This window comes from Nocardioides sp. B-3 (assembly GCF_024703895.1).
Lineage (GTDB): Bacteria > Actinomycetota > Actinomycetes > Propionibacteriales > Nocardioidaceae > Nocardioides.
Map to the genome: position 1 here is coordinate 3,802,713 of NZ_CP087968.1, position 17,168 is coordinate 3,819,880.

Below are 17,168 nucleotides of genomic sequence, written 5' to 3' on the forward strand. Positions count from 1 at the left end.
TCGGCTCAGAGCGTGCGGGCTCGGTGCAGCCGGCCCAGCACGAACGACTGGGCGCGCAGCTGGTTGCGCGTACTGGCTGACGGCCTCGTCCTCGGACGCGGCCGGGGCCGCCGCCCGGGGAAGGACGCGTCGCCGACCGCGTGCGGGTACATGGCGCGAATCACCACGCCCAGGTTGAGCATGCCCCCCTTGAGGTGCGGCAGCTCCTCGAGGTAGCGGTGGGCGTAGGGAGCCAGCAGCTCGAACTGTCCGGGACGCCAGAAGATGGCTCCGAGCTCGAGGGTGTCGCGACTGGCCGGCACGGCGTAGTCGACGAAGAACGCCCGCCAGACCGCCTCCTTGGCCTCGGGGTCCGGGCTGGCGGCCAGCACCTTGAGTCGCTTGATGCCGGCGTCGGGGTCGGCGTCGCGCTCCGGGAGGCGCGCGACCGCGTCGTCGTCGCGCTGGCCGAGCTCCGCGCGGCGGATGAGCATGCGCCGGGCGAGGTCCGCGTCGGCCGCGGCGGCCGATGCCTCGTCGAGGACGGCCCAGTGGGCGTCGGTGGTGGCGTTGGCCGCCAGCGTGCGCAGGGCGGGCTGGCGGTTGACCGGATCGGTTGCGAGCGCCGATGCGGCGTCGGCCATGGCGGACCTGAGGCCGGGGGAGTCGGTCGGACGGGCCCACCGGTCGGAGATGTGGTGACCGACCGAGAGGAACGGCTCGACGAGCGCTGGGTTGTGCTCCGAGTGCAGTCCCCTGCTGATGGCGGCCGAACCGGCGCTCGGGGCCAGCTCGCCGAGCAGCAGGAGCTGGGTGATCGTGCCCACGACCGGGGCCCGCGCGAGGGGCTCGCTGAAGTCGCCGAGGTGGTCGAGCATGCGCTGCAGGGACTCGGCGTCGGGGCGTACGGCGGCGAAGGTGAGGTCGTCGGCGTTGAGGAGGCGCAGGTCGGCGTCAGGCAGCTCGACGTGGGTGGCTGCACCGGTGAGCTCGATCGACGTCATGCCGATGTGGCGCGGCGTGCCCTCCTTGATCGCGTAGGAGGCGATGTTGATCCGGTGCGGGCGCGGCGCCTCGTCGTCGGGGGACTCCGGCCCGGACGGTCGAGCCGTCGAGCGAGAGGACGTCGGTGCCGGAGCGGTCCAGCCATGACGCGGTCCAGCCCGACAGGTCCCGACCGGCGGCTGCGGCGTAGGCGCTCATCAGGTCGTCGAGCACGGTGTTGCCGAAGGCGTGCTCGCGGAAGTAGGCGCGCAGGCCCTCCACGAACGCGTCCTCGCCGATGTAGGCCATCAGCTGGTGCAGGACGCTCTGGCCCTTGACGTAGGTGATCGAGTCGAAGTTGGCCATCGCGCCGTTGACGTCGGCGACCTCGCCGCGGATCGGGTGCCGGCCCGGGCCCATGTCCATCTCGTAGGCGGGCCGCTTGTAGAGCGCCGGGAAGCTGGCCCACTGGTCGGAGAACTCCGTGGCCCGGGCCATCGCCCAGTTGGACGCCCGGGAGGCGAAGGCCTCGTTGAGCCACAGGTCGTCCCACCACTGCATGGTCACGAGGTCGCCGAACCACATGTGCGCCATCTCGTGCAGCACGAACTCCGCGCGCACGGCCCGCTGGTTGTGCGAGGGGGAGTGCGGAACAGCTGCGAGTCGCCGTAGGTCACACAGCCCCAGTTCTCCATCGCGCCGCCGAGGTTGGGCACGAAGACTCGGTCGTAACGCTCCTGCGGGGAAGGGAAGGCCGAACTTGTCCCCGAAGAAGGCCAGACCCCGGCGGGTGAGCGTGACCAGCTCCTCCGTGTCGCGCTCGAGATGGGGCACCAGCGACTGGCGGCAGAAGAACCCGAGGTCGTAGCCGTCGTGCTGCTGACGGACCTCGTGGAACGGCCCGGCGTTGACGACCACGACGTACGTCGACAGGCGAGGTGTGTCCGCGAAGTGCCACAGCCGCGCCTCGGCCCGGTCGGCCTCCTCGATCCTGTCCGGCGCCGAGTTGGAGGTGACGGTCCAGGGTGGTCAGCGCCAGCACGGTGAAACCGTGCGGGGCCTTGAGGTCGGGCTGGTCGAAGCAGGCCCACAGCCGGCGTGCCTCGTCTGTCTCGAGGCTGGTCCAGACGTAGACCAGCTTGTCGGTGGGATCGACGGTGCGCAGGATGCCCTCGCCGCTGCCCGTGTTGGTGGTGGACGCCGCGACGACCGGGACGTTGTCCGCGGCCGGGTCGGGGCAACGGCAGCCGTCCGTCGACGGCGGTGCTCACGTCGAGGTCGGCGCCGTTGAGGGTGGCGCTCGAGATGTCGGCCACGCAGTCGACGAACGTCGTCGCGCCGGGCTCCGCGCAGGAGAAGGTGATCGTGCTGACCGAGGCGAAGGTGTCGCCCTCCAGCAGGCCGGTCATGTCGACGGCGATGTCGTAGCGCTGCACCTCGAGCAGGCGCGACCGCTCGGCGGCTTCGATCTGGGTCAGGCTGAGCAACGTCATGAGGTGACCGTACTCACAGGTCAGCCGCCCGCTAAATTCGTGGGCATGGACGAATTGCTCGCCGACCGACCCGCCTCTCGCCCGTGTCCCGCAGTCGGGACCTGCACCGGGACGGCTGGATCGTGGCGTTGCGCGAGGACGTCGTCACGCGCCCGGGCCACCCCGAGGACGAGTTCACACGGCTCTCGCTGGAGCATCCGGGGGCGGTCGTGGTCCTCGCTGTCGACGACGACGAACGGGTCCTGTGCCTGCGGCAGTACCGCCACACGACGCAGCGCGAGTTCGTCGAGCTGCCCGCGGGACTGCGTGATGCGGCCGGAGAGCCGTCGGTCGAGACCGCGAAGCGAGAGCTGCGCGAGGAGGCCGAGCTGGCGGCCACGTCGTGGCAGCTGCTGCTCAGCACGTTCGCCAGTGCCGGGATCAGCGAGGAGTCCCACGACATCTTCCCCGGCCCGCGGGCTCTCGGTCTCGGCCCGCGGCGACTTCGCGATGGTGCACGAGGAGGCGGAGATGGAGGTCTTCTGGGCGCCGATGTCCGACCTGCTCGACGCGGTGCTGGACGGGCGCGTCCGACAGGGTCCGCTGGCCCGGGCGGTCCTCGCCTACGACGTCCTCCAGCGACGTGGCGCGCTCGGCGCGGTGTGACACCGAGGTGGTTGTACTGTCGGTCTGCTGTGACGCGCGTCACGATGACCTCGAGGAGACATGGTGAAGGTCGGCGTACCCAAGGAAGTCAAGAACCACGAGTACCGCGTGGCCATCACGCCGGCCGGGGTGCACGAGCTCACCGTGCACGGGCATGACGTCGCCGTACAGGAAGGTGCCGGGCTGGGGTCGTCGATCGCGGACGAGGAGTTCGTCGCTGCCGGGGCGCGGATCCTCCCGGGCGCCGACGACGTCTGGGAGTTCGGCGAGCTGATCTTGAAGGTCAAGGAGCCGATCGAGGAGGAGTATCCGCGCCTGCGCGCCGGGCAGGTGCTGTTCACCTACCTCCACCTCGCCGCGGACAAGCCGCTGACCGAGGAGCTGATCAGGCGCAAGGTCACCGGCATCGCCTACGAGACCGTGCAGACGCCCGACGGTGCGCTGCCGCTGCTGCACCCGATGTCGGAGGTCGCCGGCCGCCTTGCGCCGCAGGCCGGGGCCTACCACCTGATGCGCGCCGGCGGCGGCCGCGGCGTTCTGCTCGGTGGCGTCTCCGGGGTCTACCACGGCAAGGTCGTCGTGATCGGTGCCGGCGTCTCCGGCATGAACGCCGCGGCGATCGCACTCGGCATGCACGCGGAGGTCCTGCTGCTCGACAAGGACATCAACAAGCTGCGCGCGGCCGACCGGATCTACCGGGGCCACCTGCAGACCATCGCGTCCAACGGCTACGAGATCGAGCGCGCCTGCCCGGACGCCGACCTCGTCATCGGCGCCGTGCTGGTGCACGGCGCCAAGGCGCCGATGCTGATCTCCAACGACCCGGTGTCGCGGATGAAGCCGGGCTCGGTGCTCGTGGACATCTCGATCGACCCAGGGCGGCTGCTTCGAGGACTCACGTCCCACGACGCACGACGACCCGACCTACAAGGTGCACGACTCGATCTTCTACTGCGTGGCCAACATGCCCGGCGCGGTGCCCCACACGTCGACGTACGCCCTCACCAACGTGACACTGCCCTACGCGGTGGCGCTGGCCGACAAGGGCTGGGCGCGTGCCTGCCGGGACGACCACAGCCTCGCGCTCGGGCTGAACACCCACGACGGCCACCTCACGAACGGTCCCGTGGGTGAGGCGGTGGGCATCGAGGCCGTGGGTCTGGATACCGTCCTCGCGTGACTGACACGGCCGCACTGACGCGCGCCATCCGCACCTACCCTGGACCACCCGGCGGTCGAGCGCGGCCCGGCGGCCAACACCTTGTCGTCCTACCGCCGCGACTTGAGGCGGTACGCCGAACACCCGGCCCGGGAGGGTGTGGGCACGCTCGACGAGGTGACCGAGGCGGTCGTGTCGGGGTTTCCTGATGCGACTGCGCGAGGGTGACGCCCACCACCCGCCCCTGAGCTCGACCTCGGCGGCCCGCACGGTGGTGGCGGTCCGGGGCTTCCACAAGTTCGCCGTGTCGGACGGTCTCGCCACCCTCGACCCGGCCAGCGCGGTGAAGCCGCCGACGCCGGCGAAGCGGTTGCCGAAGGCGCTGCCGCTCTCCGACGTGGAGGCGATCCTCGAGGCGGCCGGCGCTCCCGACACGACGCTCGCGCTGCGCGACCGGGCACTGCTGGAGGTGCTCTACGGCACCGGCGCCCGCATCTCCGAGGCCGTCGGCCTCGACGTGGACGACATCGACACGATCGACGCGACGGTGCTGCTCCGGGGCAAGGGATCCAAGGAACGGCTGGTGCCGATCGGTGGCTACGCCCTCGAAGCCGTCGCGGCCTACCTCACGCGTGCCCGCCCCGAGCTGGTGGTCGCGAAGACGCCCGGAGGAGCGATGTTCCTCAACTCCCGCGGCGGCCGGCTGTCGCGGCAGAGCGCGTGGGCGGTGCTGGTGAAGGCGGCCGAGCGCGCCGGCGTGACCCGTGACGTCTCGCCCCACACGCTGCGCCACTCGTTCGCCACGCACCTGCTCGACGGGGGCGCCGACGTGCGCGTCGTCCGGGAGCTGCTCGGGCACGCGTCCGTCACGACGACGCAGGTCTACACCCCCGGTGACCGTCGACAACCTGCGCGAGGTCTTCGCGACTGCGCACCCACGAGCGAGGGACTGATGGCCACCCAGCTGAGCAACGTGCGCGGGGACGCGGACGCCGTCTACGACGCCTTCACGACGTGGGTGGGGGAGCAGGGCCTCGGTCTCTATCCACACCGGGACGAAGCCGTCATGGAGCTGGTCGGCGGCAACCACGTCATCCTTGCGACCCCGACCGGCTCCGGGAAGTCGCTGGTGGCGATCGGGGCCCACGCGGCCGCGCTGGCCCGGACAAGGTGAGCTTCTACACCGCGCCGATCAAGGCCTTGGTCAGCGAGAAGTTCTTCGCCCTGTGCGAGGTCTTCGGTGCTGACAACGTCGGCATGCTCACCGGCGACGCGGCGGTCAACGCGGACGCGCCGATCATCTGTTGTACGGCGGAGATCCCGGCCAACCTGGCGCTGCGCGAGGGCAGGGCGGCCGATGTGGGGCTGGTCGTCATGGACGAGTTCCACTTCTACGCCGAGCCGGAGCGCGGCTGGGCGTGGCAGGTGCCGCTGCTGGAGCTGCTCGACACGCAGTTCCTGCTGATGTCGGCGACGTTGGGCGACGTGTCGTTCTTCGCCGAAGACCTCAAGCGGCGCACCGGTCGCGACGTCGCCGTCGTGGACGACGCCGAGCGCCCGGTGCCGCTGACGTTCTCGTGGTCGCTCGAGCACCTCGGCGAGACGCTCGAGGAGCTGGTGAGCACCAACCAGGGCGCCGGTCTACGTCGTGCACTTCACCCAGGGCGGCCGCGGTCGAGCACGCGGTGGCGCTGCTCAACGCCAAGGGCACCTTCACGGTGGACAAGGAGGCACTCGCCGACCGCATCGGCGGGTTCCGCTTCGGTGCCGGCTTCGGCAAGACGCTGTCCAAGCTCGTGCGCAACGGCATCGGGGTGCACCACGCAGGCATGCTGCCGAAGTACCGCCGACTCGTGGAGCAGCTCGCGCAGTCCGGTCTGCTCACCGTCATCTGCGGCACCGACACCCTCGGTGTCGGCATCAACGTGCCGATCCGGACGGTCCTGTTCACCGGGCTCGCGAAGTTCGACGGCAACCGGCAGCGGGTGCTGCGGACGCGCGAGTTCCTCCAGATCGCCGGCCGGGCGGGCAGGGCCGGTTTCGACACGGCCGGCTACGTCGTCGTACAGGCACCGGAGCACGTCATCGACAACGAGCGGGCGAAGGCCAAGGCCGAGGCGAAGAACGCGGCACCCGGTGCCAACGCGAAGCGCAAGTCCAAGGCGCAGCTGAAGAAGCCGCCCGAGGGCACGGTCGTGTGGACCGAGCAGACCTTCGACAAGCTCGTCGCCGGCGTGCCCGAGCAGCTGGTGTCGCGGATGAAGGTCGACAACGCGATGCTGATCAACGTCGCCACCCGCGAGGAGGACTCCTTCGCGGTGATGCGGCGACTGCTGAACGACAACCACGAGGGACCGACGAAGCCAGCTGCGGTTGTCGCGCCGGGCGCTGCGACTGGCACGCAGCCTGCTCCGCACCGAGGTGTTCACCCGGCTCGACGAGGTCGATCAGTTCGGACGGCGCTACGTGATGACTGTCGACCTGCCCGCCGACTTCGCGCTCAACCAGCCGCTGGCGCACTTCGCACTCGCGGCGCTCGACGTCCTCGACCCGGAGTCCGAGACCTACACCCTCGACATCGTGACCGTCATCGAGTCCGTGCTCGAGGCACCACGGCAGATCCTGATGGCCCAGCAGTTCGCGGCCCGCGGCGAGGCCGTGCAGGAGATGAAGGCCGACGGCATCGAGTACGACGAGCGGATGGCGCTGCTCGACGCGATCACTCGGCCGCAGCCGCTGTCCGAGCTGCTGGAGGGCTTGTACGAGACCTACCGGCAACGGCACCCGTGGCTGCGCGAGGACGCGCTGTCGCCGAAGACGGTCGTGCGGATGATGTGGGAGCAGGGGATGAGCTTCACCGACTTCGTCGGGCGCTACCAGCTCGCCCGGTCCGAGGGCCCGGTGCTGCGCTACCTCACGGACGCCTACCGCACCCTGCGCCAGACCGTCCCGGAGTCACATCGCACGCCGGAGCTGGACGACCTGGTCGGAGTGGCTGGGCGAGACCATCCGCCAGACCGACTCCTCGCTGCTCGACGAGTGGGAGGCACTCAGCGATCCCGAGCACGTGCCGGGCCGGGTCGCGCACCACGAGCCGCCACCGCCGCCGCGCCCGATCAGCAAGCAGGGTCGTACGTTCGAGGTGATGGTCCGCAACGCCATGTGGGCACGCGTCGACCCGGTGTCGCGCGACGACCTCGATGGACTGATGCGTCTCGAGCGGTCCGCGGCCGAGCGCACCGACCCGCCGCGCACCGTCGGCATGGGTCGGTCCGTCTGGGACCAGGCGATCGAGGACTACTACGCCGAGCACGACACGGTCCCGGTCGACGGTGATGCGCGCGGACCGTCACTGCTGGAGGTCGGTCCGGAACGCACCGGTGAGCCAGTCGGCGCCGAGGAGGGGACGAGCGCGCGTCCGCGACGTACGCCAGACGATCCACGACCCGGAGGGTCACCACGACTGGGTGATCGACGCGCTCATCGACTGCGACGCGTCCGACGAGGCCGGCGAGCTGGTGCTGCCGACGGTCGCCATGCGGCGGCTGTAGGCCAGCGCCTCAGCCGCCGAGCGTGTCGGCGATCTCGGCGATCACGGCCTCGACCGGGTGGGAGACGTCGAAGACGGCACCGCGCTCGTCGGCCGCGAGGGGTTCGAGCGTGTCGAACTGCGACTGGAGCAGGGATGCCGGCATGAAGTGCTCGCGGGACTCCATGCGTGATCGCAGGACCTCGAACGGGGCGGCGAGATGCACGAAGAACACCGATCCGTCCGGCACACCGGCTCGCAGCACGTCGCGGTAGCCGCGCTTGAGCGCTGAGCAGGTGAGGACGCTGGACAGGTCCTCGTCGTGGTGGAAGGCCAGCAGCGAGGCCAGCACCTCCAGCCACGGCCACCTGTCGTCGTCGTCGAGGGGGATGCCCGCCGACATCTTCGCGATGTTGGCGGGCGGGTGGAGGCTGTCGCCCTCGATGAACTGCGACCCGTAGCGCTCGGCCAGCCGGGAGGCGACGGTCGTCTTGCCGGTGCCCGAGACTCCCATCACCACGAGGTGCCGGGGCCGCACCACCGTGTCGTGACGCCCGGGGACCCGCGGCGCGCGGCTAGTCTGCTGGACGTGCCGACCGCTCATGCCACCGTCCTCGGCGAGGTCGGCCCCCGGATCGTGCGAGGTGACCTCGTCGAGGGGGCCGTCATCACCCCGGACTGGATCGGGGAGACCTACGGTGTCTCGCGGACCGTCGCCCGGGAGGTCGTGCAGGTGCTGGTGTCGATGGGCCCGGTCGAGAGCCGGCGCCGAACCGGCATCAGGATCCTGCCGCGCGCGCAGTGGGACGACTACGACCCGGCGATCATCCGCTGGCGACTGGACGGTGTGCACCGGCTCCGGCACCTCCACGAGCTCGCCGAGCTGCGCGCGGCCATCGAGCCGGCCTCGGCCGCACTCGCCGCCACGCACGCCGACGCCGAGCAGCGCGCCGAGATCGTCCGCATCGCCGAGCAGATGGAGGTCTCCGGCGCGGCCGGAGACCTGCAGACCTTCCTCGAGCAGGACATCGAGTTCCACCGGTTGCTCCTCCGCGCCTCGGGCAACGTCATGTTCTCCGGTCTCGGCGACGTGGTCGAGGGAGTGCTGCGCGGCCGCACCGAGCACGACCTGATGCCCAAGCAGCCCAAGCGGGGAGGCCCGCCGGCTCCACCAGTCGTCGCAGAGGCGGTGGCAGGGGGAGAGGCCGATGTCGCCCGCTACGCGATGACCGCGATCGTGGCCGAGGTCGTCTCCGACCTCGGCCACCCCCGCTGACGTCACAGCAGTCCTGCCACCGGCCACAGGATCGCTGCCAGCGCGAACGCACTCACCCCGAGGGTGGTCTCCATGACGGTCCGTGGTCTTGAGCGTGGTCTTCTCGTCCATCCCGAAGAACCGGCTCACCAGCCAGAAGCCGGAGTCGTTGACGTGCGAGAGCACGGTGGAGCCCTGCCGCGATGGCCACCACCAGCAGGGTGAGATGCACGTTGTCGAGTCCGGCGGCCCGGGTGGCGATGAGGCCGGCGGTCGTCGTCAGGGCGACCGTGGCCGACCCCCGGGCGACGCGCAGCGCGGTCGCGATGAGGAACGCCCGGAGCAGCAGCGGCAGGCCGAGGCCGGACAGCGACGAGGTGAGTGCGTCACCGATACCGCTGGTGCGCAGGACACCGCCGAACATGCCGCCGGCGCCCGTGATCAGGATGATCGAGCAGATGGGCCCGAGGGCCTTGTCGAGCACGTCCATGGTCTCGGAGAGCGTCCCGTTGTGCCGGCCGAGGACGGCGATCGCGACGAGCAGGCTGATCAACAGGGCGACGGGAGTGTTGCCCATGAGCTGGAGGACCTCGACCCGAGGTCTGGCCCTCGGCAAGGGTGCCGTTGGTGACGAGGGTGGTCAGGACGGTGTTGAACGAGATGAGGAAGAGCGGGACCAGCAGCAGGCCGAGGACAGTCGCGAAGGCCGGCGGCACCGGGGCCGGGCGCTCGGTGGCACCCTCGCCGCCGTTGACCTCGCCGAACAGCAGAGTCGGGACGGGCACGTCGAAGCGGGCCCCCGGGAACCGGGAGACGAGGTAGACGCCGACGTACCAGGGAAGCGACGGCCACCGGGACACCGATGAGCAGGACGACGCCGATGTCGGCACCCAGCGCCGTACCGGCAGCGACCGGACCGGGGTGCGGGGGAACGATGGCGTGCATGGCGGCGAAGGCGCCCGCCGCGGGCAGGGCGTAGTAGAGCACGGAGCCGCCGAAGCGTCGGGCCACGGTCAAGATGATCGGCAGGAAGACCACGAGGCCTGCGTCGAAGAAGATCGGGAAGCCGAAGATCAGGGCGGCAACACCAAGGGCGAAGGGCGCACGAGCCTCCCCGAAGCGATTGATCAGGCTGTCCGCCAGCACTCGGGCGCCACCGGTGACCTCCGGGAGGCGGCCCAGCATCACCCCGAAGCCCACCGGGAGCGCCACCGAGCCCAACGTGGTCCCGAACCCGGCGAGGAGGGCCGCGGGAACTTGCGCGATCGGGATCCCGGCCGCGACGGCGGTCACCAAGCTGACCAGCACGAGCGCGATGAACGCGTGCAGTCGCACCTTCATCACGAGCAGGAGCAGAAGGCCGACGGCCGCGGCTGCGATGAGCAGGAGGACCGGCGTGCTGTAGGCCGGTTCGAGGTTTTCCATCAGGGATCTCCGAAGTGAGGGCGGTCACATGTCTCGGAGCATGATGCCTGAAAGGTAGTACCTTTACAAGACGGGTGTGCACAGGTTTGTGCACACCCGGGAACCCCCTGTGCACTCAACCGGGGGGTCGTGCACAGATTTGGGTGCGGGGTTGTGGGACTGGCCCCACCTGTTGTGGGTGCGGGGGCAGGGTCCTAGGCTCGCCCGGAACCTGACGTGGGAAGTGTCGCCGTGTCGACAAAGTTCGCGGGCTCGGGCGTGGTGCAATCGGATCAGTCGAACTAGGAGCGCTCTCGATGACAAATGGTGGTTTCAACCCGTTCCCGGGCCAGTCCGGCAGCAGCGCCGCCGAGATGCCACCACTCGTGAGTACGCCCCGGCCCAGCATGCCGGCGATGAGTGGCGCGCCGGCGTCGCTGAGCGAGCCCCTTCCCTTCATCCGACCTGAGGAGCCCACCGTGGAGGCCACGACCCGGGGAGGCCGCCCCGTCGACGGAGCGAGTGCTCGGTCCCACCGGCCGGCCGATGCCGACGTTCCCCGAGCCCGGCCCCGTCGGTGCGCGCACCCGGGCCCGCGTGGTCTCGATGTGCAACCAGAAGGGTGGCGTGGGCAAGACCACGACCACCATCAACCTTGGGCGCCTCGCTGGCCGAGTACGGCCGCAAGGTGCTGCTCGTCGACTTCGACCCGCAGGGCTCGCTGTCGGTCGGACTGGGGCTGAATCCCCATGAGATGGACCTGAGCATCTACAACCTGCTCATGCAGCGCGATGTCGCGCTCGAGGAGGAGTGGTGGTCCCCACCGGCGTGCCCGGCATGGACCTGCTGCCCTCCAACATCGACCTGTCGGCCGCCGAGGTGCAGCTGGTGCACGAGGTCGCCCGCGAGCAGACCCTGCAGCGGGTGCTCGCGCCGGCGCTGGAGAACTACGACATCATCCTGATCGACTGCCAGCCGTCGCTGGGCCTGCTCACCGTCAACGCGCTGACCGCGTCCGACGGGGTGATCGTCCCGCTGGAGTGCGAATACTTCGCGTGCGCGGCGTCGCGCTGCTCAAGTCGACCATCGACAAGGTGCGCGAGCGACTCAATCCCAAGCTCGAGGTCGACGGCATCCCGGGGACCATGTTCGACGGTCGCACCCTGCACAGCCGTGAGGTCATGGAGCGGCTCGTCCGGGCGTGGGGCGACAAGGTCTTCCACACGGTGATCCGCCGGACGGTCAAGTTCTCCGACGCCACCGTCGCCGGAGAGCCCATCACCTCCTACGCCTCCACCTCGACCGGTGCCGGTCACTACCGCGAGCTCGCGGGGAGGTGATCACCCGATGGCCCGCAGAGTGAGCATGCCGACCGCCGACGACCTCTTCCGCACCACCGCCGAAGGCACCGAGGCCGCGGCACGTCCGGTCCGGGCGGTCGCCGACCAGCCCGAGACCGAGGCCGAGAACGGGCCGAAGAAGCCGAGCGGTCGCGTTCGCCACGACGAGAAGATGACCGTCTACGTCACCTCCGACGAGCTGCTCGACATCGAGCACACGCGCCTCATGCTGCGGCGCGCCAACGGGTTGGCAGTCGATCGTGGCCGACTGGTGCGCGAAGCGATCGCGCTGGTGCTGGCCGACTTCGAGGCCAACGGGGACGACAGCGCCCCCGGTCCGGCGGCTGACGGAGGAGTGAGCGCCCGACACCACGGCGCGACGCTCGCACCCGAGACCCCCGCGGACGGCGAGACGCCGGCCTTCGCCGTACGCCTCGACAACTTCGAGGGACCGTTCGACCTGCTGCTCAGCCTGATCTCGAAGCACAAGCTCGACATCACCGAGGTCGCGCTGTCGCAGGTCACCGACGAGTTCATCGCCCACATCAAGGTGGGCGGCAAGGCGTGGGACCTCGAGCAGACGACGTCGTTCCTGCTGGTCGCCTCGACCCTGCTCGACCTCAAGGCGGCGCGGCTGCTGCCGCAGGGTGACGTGGAGGACGAGGAGGACCTCGCCCTGCTCGAGGCGCGCGACCTGCTGTTCGCCCGACTCATGCAGTACCGCGCGTTCAAGCTCGTCGCCGGCGTGCTCGAGCAACGGCTCGCGGCCGAGGCGACCCGGCACCCCCGTCAGGTCGGGCTGGAGGAGCGGTTCGCGACGCTGCTCCCGGAGGTCCTGATCGGGATCGGCCTCGAGCAGTTCGCCGAGCTGGCGGCCAAGGCCATGGAGCCCAAGCCGGTGCTCGAGATCTCGATGCAGCACATCCATGCCGCCAAGGTGAGCGTGCGCGAGCAGGCCGGCATCGTGATGGACCGGCTGCGGCACGCCGGGACGGCGACCTTCCGTGCCCTGTGCGGCGACTCGCCGGACCGGCTGACGACCGTGGCGCGGTTCCTCTCGCTGCTCGAGCTCTTCCGCGAGGGCGTCGTCGCCTTCGACCGTGTCACGCCGCTGGGCGAGCTCACGGTGAGGTGGACCGGGGACGATGACGCGGAGGTCGAGATCACCGACGAGTTCGATGGTGCGCCGCCCGAGGCAGAGTCGTCAGTGGGGGACCAGCCTGAGGACCAGCAGAGCCGGGAGTACGCCGATGAGTGAGACACCCAGCGAGTCCGACACCGAGCAGGTGGCGGACGTCGAGACGCTCGCGGTCGAGGTCGCCGACCTGCGCCCGGCCCCCGGAGGCGATCCTGATGGTCGCCGACCGGGCACTCGACAAGGTGCAGCTCGCCTCCGTCGTCGGGCACCCGGTCGAGGCCGTCGACGAGGCGCTGCGTGCGCTCGCGGCGGACTACACCGAGCAGGGTCGCGGCTTCGAGCTGCGCAGCGTCGCCGGCGGCTGGCGCTACTACACGCGCGACGAGTTCGCCGGAGTCGTCGAGAGCTTCGTGCTGGAGGGTCAGCAGGCCCGCCTGACGCAGGCGGCACTGGAGACCCTCGCGGTGGTCGCCTACAAGCAGCCGGTGTCCCGGGCCCGGGTGTCGGCCGTGCGCGGCGTCAGCGTCGACGGCGTGATGCGCACGCTGCTCACCCGCGGGCTGGTCGAGGAGGCCGGCCGGGACGTCGACACCGGCGCCAACCTCTACCGGACCACGACCTACTTCCTCGACCGCATCGGGATCAGCTCGCTCGAGGAGCTGCCCGAGCTGGCGCCGTACCTCCCCGACATGGAGGACCTCGAGGACGAGCTGAGCCAGATGGCCGCGCCCGCCCCGGAGCCGGTCGTCACGCCCGCCGAGGACGCGGCGGCCGAGCCGGCGCCCCACCTCGGCGTGCACCATGCCCCGCACAGCGGTGAGGGCACCGAACCAGATGGCGGGACCGAAATAGCGTGAAGCCGCATGACGAGAAGGACACCCACCCCGCGTCCCAGCGCCCCGACACCGACGACGACGGCCTGATCCGGCTGCAGAAGCTGTTGGCCCAGTCGGGAGTCGCGAGCCGGCGCAAGTGCGAGGAGCTGATGCTCGAGGGCGCGGTCGAGGTCGACGGCGAGGTCGTCACCCGCCTCGGCACCAAGGTCGATCCGCGCACGGCCGTGATCCGGGTGGAGGGCCGGCGGCTGCCGCCGATCAGCGCCTCGGTCTACCTCGTGCTCAACAAGCCGCGTGGTGTCGTCTCCACGATGAGCGACCCGGAGGGTCGTCGCCACCTCGGTGACCCGGTGGCCGACCGTCCCGAACGGCTCTTCCACGTCGGACGCCTCGACACCGACACTTCCGGCCTGATCATCCTGACCAACGACGGCGACTTCGCCCAGCGGCTGGCGCACCCCTCGTTCGAGATCGAGAAGACCTACGTCGCCGAGGTCGAGGGGCAGCTGCACAAGGGGATCGTCAAGCAGCTGCTCGCGGGCGTCACCCTCGATGACGGGCCGGTCGCGGTCTCCCGCGCCCGGGTGGTCGAGGGCAGCCACGGCCGGACGTCGCGCGACCGCACCATCATCGAGCTGGTCATCCACGAGGGACGCAACCGGATCGTGCGCCGGCTCCCGGAACACGTCGGGCACCCGGTGACGATGCTCACCCGCACCCAGATCGGGCCGATCTCGCTGGGCAAGCTGGGCGTGGGGGAGATGCGTGAGCTGACGATCACCGAGCTCGGCGAGCTGATGGACACCGCGGAGCTCTGAGCGGTCCCGCGGATAGGGTTGCGCCCGTGGCAACCGGGGCAATCAGGGGCGCGACCCAACTCGACGCGGACACCCGTGAGCACATGCTCGACCGGGTGGCCGAGATGGTGACCGAGCTGATGACGGTCAACGACCTGTCCGTCGACGACTTCATCTCCGTCATCTTCACCGCGACCAGCGACCCGGTCGCCGAGTTCCCCGCCTATGCCGCGCGCCGCCTCGGGTTCGGCGACGTGCCGTTGATCTGCGCCCGCGAGCTCGAGATCGAGGGATCGATGCCCCGGTGCGTGCGGATGATGGCGCACGTGGAGACCGACCTTCCCCGCGCCGACATCACCCACGTCTACCTCCACGGTGCGGCCAACCTCCGCCGCGACCTGACCAAGACGCGCGACGTCCTCGGCGATGACTGACACCCCGCTGGGGCTCGTCGAGATCGTCGGCACCGGCCCGGTCGGTACGTCGATCGCGTTGGCGTGCCGACGTGCGGGGATCGACGTCGTGCTGACCGATCTCTCCGCCGAGCACGTGCGCACTGCCAGCGGGCTCGGTGCCGGCCGGCCGAGGTCCGCAGACGACCGACCTGTGCTGGTCGTGGTCGCCGTACCCCCCGATCATCTGGCCGACGCGATCGTCGACGCCCTCACGGACGGCGACGCGCTCGTCACCGATGTGGGCAGCATCAAGAGCCGGCCGCTGCACGAGGTCGCCCAACGTGTCGATGCGGCACAGCTCAGCCGCTACGTCGGCTCGCACCCGATGGCCGGCAGCGAGCGCTCCGGGCCGCTCGCCGCGAGTGCCGCGCTCTTCGACGGCCGTCCGTGGGCGATCACCCCGCACGTGACGTCGTCACCGGAGGCGACCAAGGCGGTCGGCGAGCTGGTCGCGATCTGCGGGGCTGTGCCCACCACGCTGTCCCCGGAGGAGCACGACTCGGCGGTCGCGCGCACCTCGCACCTGCCGCACCTTGCCGCCGTGCTCGTCGCCGGCCGCCCGGCCGGAGCGCCGGCCGAGCACCTCGCGCTGTCGGGCCGGGGCGTGCGCGACGTCACCCGCATCGCGGCCAGCGACCCGGCGCTGTGGCAGCAGATCCTCGGCGCCAACGCCGACGCGGTCACCGACCTGCTGGGCGAGCTGCGCGAGCAGCTCGACGACCTGATCGCCGCCGTGCGGACGACGAGCGTGGGGCGCTGCACCGCATCCTCAGCGCCGGCGTCAGCGGCACGCAGGCCATCCCCGGCAAGCACGGCGGCCCGGTCCGGCCCATGCGCTCGGTGTTCGTGTCCGTCCCCGACCATCCCGGCGAGCTGGCACGGCTCTTCGGGGACGCCGGCGAGATCGGCGTGAACATCGAGGACGTGCACATCGACCACGATCCGGGGCGGCCCGTGGGCCTGACCGAGCTGGTCGTGGAGGCCGGTCGCGCGGAGCACCTGCTGGGGGCTCTGGAATCTCGCGGTTGGACGACTCACCGGTAGGCTCACCTGTCGTGAGTTCCCTTGTCGTTGCCATCGATGGACCCTCCGGCTCCGGCAAGTCCAGCACGTCGCGCGGCGTCGCCGCCCGCCTCGGTCTGCGTTACCTCGACACCGGTGCCATGTTCCGCGCCGTCACCCGGTGGATGCTCAGCCACGGCGTCGACCTGACCGACCCCGACGCGATTGCGGCGCGCTCCGGCGAGCCGGTCATCGTGTCCGGCACCGACCCGCCTGACCCGACGATCCCGGTCGACGGACGGGACGCGTCCTTCGCGATCCGCAGCGACGAGGTCAACGCCGCCGTCAGCCCGGTCAGCGCCGTCCCGGCCGTCCGTGCCCGGCTGCTCGAGCTCCAGCGAGACATCATCGGCAAGGGCGGGATCGTCGTCGAGGGGCGCGACATCGGCTCCGTGGTCGCACCCGACGCGGCCCTGAAGCTCTACCTCAGCGCCGACCCCGAGGCCCGTGCCGTGCGCCGGGCCGCCGAGGCCGGCGGTGACGTCGCCGCGACGCAGGAGTCCCTCCGGGCCCGCGACCGCATCGACTCCGGCCGCGTCACGGCGCCGCTGACGATGGCCGACGGCGCAGTCCACATCGACACCACGCCGTACACCCCGGACGAGGTCATCTCGCAGGTCGTCGCGCTCGTGGAGGCGGTGTCGGGGGACGGCGAGTGACCGACCTCCCGCGCCCGAGCGCGCGCCACCCACGCAAGGCCATGCTCCGCGGGCTCCGTCCGGTCGCCAGCGCCGCCATCCGCGCCTACTGGGACCTGCACGTCCACGGTGCCGACACGGTTCCGACCACCGGTCCGGTCATCTTCGCGTCCAACCACGTCGGCTTCCTCGACGGACCGCTGCTGGCGATCATGTCGCCGCGACCCGTGCATGCGCTGACGAAGCAGGAGATGTTCGCGGGCAGGCTCGGCCCGCTCCTCACCGGCGCCGGCCAGATCCCGCTCTACCGCTTCGGTGCCGACCCCAGCGCCATCAAGTCGTGCCTGCGCGTGCTGCAGGACGGCGGCGCGATCGGCATCTTCCCGGAGGGCACCCGAGGTCCGGGGACTACGAGGTCTTCCACCACGGCGTCAGCTACCCGGCCCCGGCCACC

16 protein-coding genes and 9 pseudogenes are annotated in these 17,168 nt (G+C 70.7%); 20 read left to right on the top strand and 5 right to left on the bottom strand.

From position 1 onward, the window contains the following. Positions 1-5: 5 nt before the first annotated feature. Together LP418_RS25170 and LP418_RS25175 are read right to left on the bottom strand one after the other, a co-directional pair. Positions 6-983: an ERAP1-like C-terminal domain-containing protein gene (locus tag LP418_RS25170; protein ID WP_257954116.1), complete on the bottom strand. Its 978-nt coding sequence runs from the start codon at positions 981-983 to the stop codon at positions 6-8. After that, a complete protein-coding gene (locus tag LP418_RS25175; protein ID WP_257954117.1) occupies positions 934-1,881 on the bottom strand; it encodes a M1 family aminopeptidase in 948 nt (315 codons plus the stop codon). Before LP418_RS25175 ends, LP418_RS25170 begins: the two co-directional genes overlap by 50 nt. 387 nt (positions 1,882-2,268) lie before the next feature. Here LP418_RS25175 and LP418_RS25180 point away from each other — a divergent pair, with 387 nt between their 5' ends. From LP418_RS25180 to LP418_RS31590, 10 genes and pseudogenes are all read left to right on the top strand, one after another. Continuing rightward, positions 2,269-2,391, top strand: a complete 123-nt coding sequence (locus LP418_RS25180) for a hypothetical protein (protein ID WP_257954118.1) — start codon at positions 2,269-2,271, stop codon at positions 2,389-2,391. A gap of 148 nt (positions 2,392-2,539) precedes the next feature. Next, entirely contained in the window at positions 2,540-3,259 is a 720-nt protein-coding gene (locus LP418_RS25185) for an NUDIX domain-containing protein (RefSeq protein WP_257954119.1), read from the top strand. Further along, a pseudogene (ald, locus tag LP418_RS25190) lies at positions 3,165-4,281 on the top strand (alanine dehydrogenase). Before LP418_RS25185 ends, ald begins: the two are co-directional and overlap by 95 nt. 39 nt (positions 4,282-4,320) lie before the next feature. Further along, positions 4,321-5,213, top strand: a pseudogene (locus LP418_RS25195) (site-specific tyrosine recombinase XerD). Next, positions 5,213-5,434: a hypothetical protein gene (locus LP418_RS31565; RefSeq protein WP_336275816.1), complete on the top strand. Its 222-nt coding sequence runs from the start codon at positions 5,213-5,215 to the stop codon at positions 5,432-5,434. Before LP418_RS25195 ends, LP418_RS31565 begins: the two are co-directional and overlap by 1 nt. Beyond that, positions 5,431-5,682: pseudogene (locus LP418_RS31570) on the top strand (hypothetical protein); the annotation flags it as partial. The gene LP418_RS31565 and the pseudogene LP418_RS31570, both read left to right, overlap by 4 nt. Positions 5,683-6,089: 407 nt before the next feature. Continuing rightward, positions 6,090-6,545 (top strand): annotated as a pseudogene (locus tag LP418_RS31575) (DUF3516 domain-containing protein); the annotation flags it as partial. 88 nt (positions 6,546-6,633) lie between these two features. Continuing rightward, positions 6,634-7,185 (top strand): annotated as a pseudogene (locus tag LP418_RS31580) (DUF3516 domain-containing protein); the annotation flags it as partial. A gap of 103 nt (positions 7,186-7,288) precedes the next feature. Continuing rightward, positions 7,289-7,573 (top strand): annotated as a pseudogene (locus LP418_RS31585) (DUF3516 domain-containing protein); the annotation flags it as partial. Between the two features lie 67 nt (positions 7,574-7,640). Further along, on the top strand, positions 7,641-7,811 hold the full coding sequence (locus LP418_RS31590) for a DUF3516 domain-containing protein (RefSeq protein ID WP_336275817.1): 171 nt from the start codon (positions 7,641-7,643) through the stop codon (positions 7,809-7,811). Positions 7,812-7,820: 9 nt separating this feature from the next. Here the strand turns inward: LP418_RS31590 and LP418_RS25205 are convergent, their stop codons facing one another. Next, the gene (locus LP418_RS25205) at positions 7,821-8,393 is read right to left on the bottom strand and encodes a gluconokinase (RefSeq protein WP_257954120.1); all 573 of its coding nucleotides are present in this window, start codon (positions 8,391-8,393) and stop codon (positions 7,821-7,823) included. Between LP418_RS25205 and LP418_RS25210 the strand changes: the two genes are divergently transcribed. Beyond that, a complete protein-coding gene (locus LP418_RS25210) occupies positions 8,379-9,065 on the top strand; it encodes a FadR/GntR family transcriptional regulator (protein ID WP_257954121.1) in 687 nt (228 codons plus the stop codon). The genes LP418_RS25205 and LP418_RS25210 overlap by 15 nt on opposite strands. Before the next feature lie 232 nt (positions 9,066-9,297). Here the strand turns inward: LP418_RS25210 and LP418_RS34585 are convergent. Together LP418_RS34585 and LP418_RS25220 are read right to left on the bottom strand one after the other, a co-directional pair. Continuing rightward, positions 9,298-9,621: pseudogene (locus LP418_RS34585) on the bottom strand (GntT/GntP/DsdX family permease); the annotation flags it as partial. Further along, positions 9,594-10,469 (bottom strand): GntP family permease, encoded by an 876-nt coding sequence (locus tag LP418_RS25220; RefSeq protein WP_257954123.1) that lies wholly within the window; start codon positions 10,467-10,469, stop codon positions 9,594-9,596. The pseudogene LP418_RS34585 and the gene LP418_RS25220, both read right to left, overlap by 28 nt. Positions 10,470-10,994: 525 nt before the next feature. Here LP418_RS25220 and LP418_RS25225 point away from each other — a divergent pair. The 9 genes and pseudogenes from LP418_RS25225 to LP418_RS25270 form a co-directional block, all read left to right on the top strand. Then, positions 10,995-11,811 (top strand): annotated as a pseudogene (locus tag LP418_RS25225) (ParA family protein). Between the two features lie 2 nt (positions 11,812-11,813). After that, complete coding sequence (locus tag LP418_RS25235) at positions 11,814-13,046, top strand: segregation and condensation protein A (protein WP_442940006.1); 1,233 nt, start codon at positions 11,814-11,816, stop codon at positions 13,044-13,046. A 95-nt stretch (positions 13,047-13,141) separates the two neighbouring features. Further along, positions 13,142-13,783 carry an SMC-Scp complex subunit ScpB gene (gene scpB, locus LP418_RS25240; protein ID WP_336275818.1) on the top strand — a complete coding sequence of 214 codons (642 nt, stop codon included), beginning with the start codon at positions 13,142-13,144 and terminating at the stop codon, positions 13,781-13,783. Next, entirely contained in the window at positions 13,780-14,580 is an 801-nt protein-coding gene (locus tag LP418_RS25245; RefSeq protein ID WP_257954124.1) for a pseudouridine synthase, read from the top strand. Before scpB ends, LP418_RS25245 begins: the two co-directional genes overlap by 4 nt. 26 nt (positions 14,581-14,606) lie before the next feature. After that, a complete protein-coding gene (gene aroH, locus LP418_RS25250) occupies positions 14,607-14,993 on the top strand; it encodes a chorismate mutase (protein ID WP_257954125.1) in 387 nt (128 codons plus the stop codon). Next, entirely contained in the window at positions 14,986-15,927 is a 942-nt protein-coding gene (locus tag LP418_RS25255) for a prephenate dehydrogenase (protein WP_257954126.1), read from the top strand. Before aroH ends, LP418_RS25255 begins: the two co-directional genes overlap by 8 nt. Continuing rightward, positions 15,924-16,058 (top strand): hypothetical protein, encoded by a 135-nt coding sequence (locus LP418_RS25260; protein ID WP_257954127.1) that lies wholly within the window; start codon positions 15,924-15,926, stop codon positions 16,056-16,058. Before LP418_RS25255 ends, LP418_RS25260 begins: the two co-directional genes overlap by 4 nt. 11 nt (positions 16,059-16,069) lie before the next feature. Further along, positions 16,070-16,735 (top strand): (d)CMP kinase, encoded by a 666-nt coding sequence (gene cmk / locus LP418_RS25265; protein ID WP_257954128.1) that lies wholly within the window; start codon positions 16,070-16,072, stop codon positions 16,733-16,735. Between the two features lie 41 nt (positions 16,736-16,776). After that, positions 16,777-17,055: pseudogene (locus tag LP418_RS25270) on the top strand (lysophospholipid acyltransferase family protein); the annotation flags it as partial. Positions 17,056-17,168: the final 113 nt, after the last annotated feature.